1 protein-coding gene is annotated in these 1,102 nt (G+C 77.1%); it reads right to left on the bottom strand.

Annotation, left to right across the window (positions count from 1 at the left end):
- Nucleotides 1-258: 258 nt before the first annotated feature.
- Nucleotides 259-1,102: glycosyltransferase (locus tag ND748_RS32525; RefSeq protein WP_251750092.1), on the bottom strand; the 844-nt coding region annotated here is incomplete at its 5' end.

Below are 1,102 nucleotides of genomic sequence, written 5' to 3'. Positions count from 1 at the left end.
GGGCGACGGGGCGGGACTCGATGACGGTGCCGGCCGGCGCCTGCGGCCGCCGGTCGACGCGGGTGTCCCCGGGCGCCGTCCGTCCGGTGGTTTCCAGGGCGGACGTGGCCACCACCGGCGCCGTCTCGCGGGTCGTCGAGGCGCCCACAGACGCCGCACCGTCCGGAGGTTCCGCCCCGTCCGGAGGTGTCGTGCCCTGGGGCGGTGCCGTGCCCTGCGAAGGTGCCGTGCCGACGGGGGTCGACGTCGCATCCGGGGTCATGATCGTCTTCCCGTCGGCTGAGGGGTCCGCGCGGGTGGCGATGCAGCCGGCGTCACGACCGCCGGCACCCCCCGCGCTGGGGGCGGCGCCGCAGCGCCGGCCACCGGCGGATCCACGGCGAACGCCGACGGGTCCTCGGCGATCGCCGTGTAGAAGGCCGACGCCCGCACGGCCAACCGGTCGCCGCGGTAGTCCTCGGCGGCGGCGCGGTTTCGCGCGGACATGGCGGCGAGCGTGCCGGGTGAGGCGAGGACCTCGGCGATCCGCAGGGCGAGCCGTTCGGGATCCTCGGACGGGACGAGGTCCTGCGGCGCAAGCAACTCGACGTTCCCGCCGACCGCGGTGGCGATCGCGGGCACTCCGCGGGCCATCGCCTCGATGAGCACCCGGGGCAGGCCCTCCGTCCGGGACGGCAGGACGAACAGGTCCGCGGCGTCGAGCACGGCGCGCACACCGGCCCGGTCGAGCGCCGGCACGAACTCGACGACGTCGGTGAGACCCGCACGTCGGGCGGCGTGGACGAGGGCGCCGTGATGGCGGCCGGTGCCGACGATGACGACGCGCAGCCGGTGCCCCCACCCGTCGAGCAGGCGGACCGCGGCCAGCAGGATGTCGTGGCCCTTGTACCGGCGGTCCTGGGAGCCGATCGTCACCAGGGTCGCCGGCACCGGCGGCCGGGCGCCCGGCGGCCGGGCCGCGGTGAAGTCCTCGGCGCTCAGGCGACCGTAGGCGTAGACGGCCGTCAACGCCCCGGCCGCCGGTGGGTAGCGGCGTTGCAGCGTCTCGCGGGTGACGTAGCCGACCGCCTGGGCTCCGGCGGCCCGCCGGGCCAACCAGCGC

This window comes from Frankia sp. AiPs1 (genome assembly GCF_023716945.1).
In the GTDB taxonomy this organism is placed as follows: Bacteria; Actinomycetota; Actinomycetes; order Frankiales; family Frankiaceae; genus Frankia.
Note: the sequence above shows the minus strand (reverse complement) of the source record. Positions and strands in the feature narration are given on the sequence as shown.